This window comes from Vibrio sp. M260118, from assembly GCF_036533755.1.
Classification (GTDB): Bacteria; Pseudomonadota; Gammaproteobacteria; order Enterobacterales; family Vibrionaceae; genus Vibrio.
On record NZ_JATABG010000639.1, the window covers coordinates 1 to 928 of the forward strand.

The window sequence follows — 928 nt, forward strand, 5'->3', positions numbered from 1 at the left end:
CTGTTCTTGCAGTAGCAATTGCAGAGTGAACAATAAATTCAGGTCAAGGCGTGCAAGAGACTTCTTCATTACTAACATTACGTGATTGATTTGAAACTAATAGTATTAGAGTGATGCCGATTGCGCCACCAGCAACGAGTGCGAACAACAACATATTTACCGCAGAGACACCAAGCCACGCCATAAACCAGATATACAAAGCTGAACCGCACACCTGTGAGATACCGAGTACCGAACTCGCCAAACCCGCTTTCTTCGAGAATGGGCTTAGTGCTTGGCTCATCGCAACACCAAACCCCATTGAAAAACCCATGCTAATCAAAGCAAAACCAAACATGTAAAGGGTCGAGCTATCGCCATGCAAGTGAGCCGCAAGGATGACGATAGCCGACGTTAACGTAATAATTTGGGAGCCAAGTAATAAAGTGCCTTGTTTAAAATATGACAGTGCCAATGGAGCAGAAAACGATGTCGACATCCCGACCATAGCCAAAAGAGCCATGGCCGTTGAATATTCGCCTCGGCTGAAGTTTAAAAGTTCCATCACTATCATAGGCGAGGTGTTTACATAGGTTAAAATGGCGATTACCCCTAAAGACGTAAACGCAACGCGAGACAAGAAATAGCGATTAAACAGCGACTCGTGCGAGTCAGAAATGTGACTGCCTGAAAAATCGTGAGTCTGTTTTGATAGTGACTCTTGCAACACAAATGTCGCAATGATTAAAACCACTACCCCCATAGCCGCCATTGCACTAAACAGCACTGGCCAAGGGAACTTGAGCATAATCAGGTGACCAATCACAGGAGCTAGGACCGGAATCATACAAGTAATGCCATTAAGCATAGACAGCACCTTGGCCCGCTTTTGGTCGTCTAACGTGTCACGTAAAATGGCAAACGCCACCACATAGCAACAGCCCGCGCC

Annotated in this window: 1 protein-coding gene; it reads right to left on the reverse strand. The window is 45.9% G+C overall.

The window, feature by feature from the left end; genetic code table 11:
• Window positions 1-43: 43 nt before the first annotated feature.
• On the reverse strand, window positions 44-928 hold an 885-nt coding region (locus QTO00_RS20220; RefSeq protein WP_331426344.1), incomplete at its 5' end, for an MFS transporter.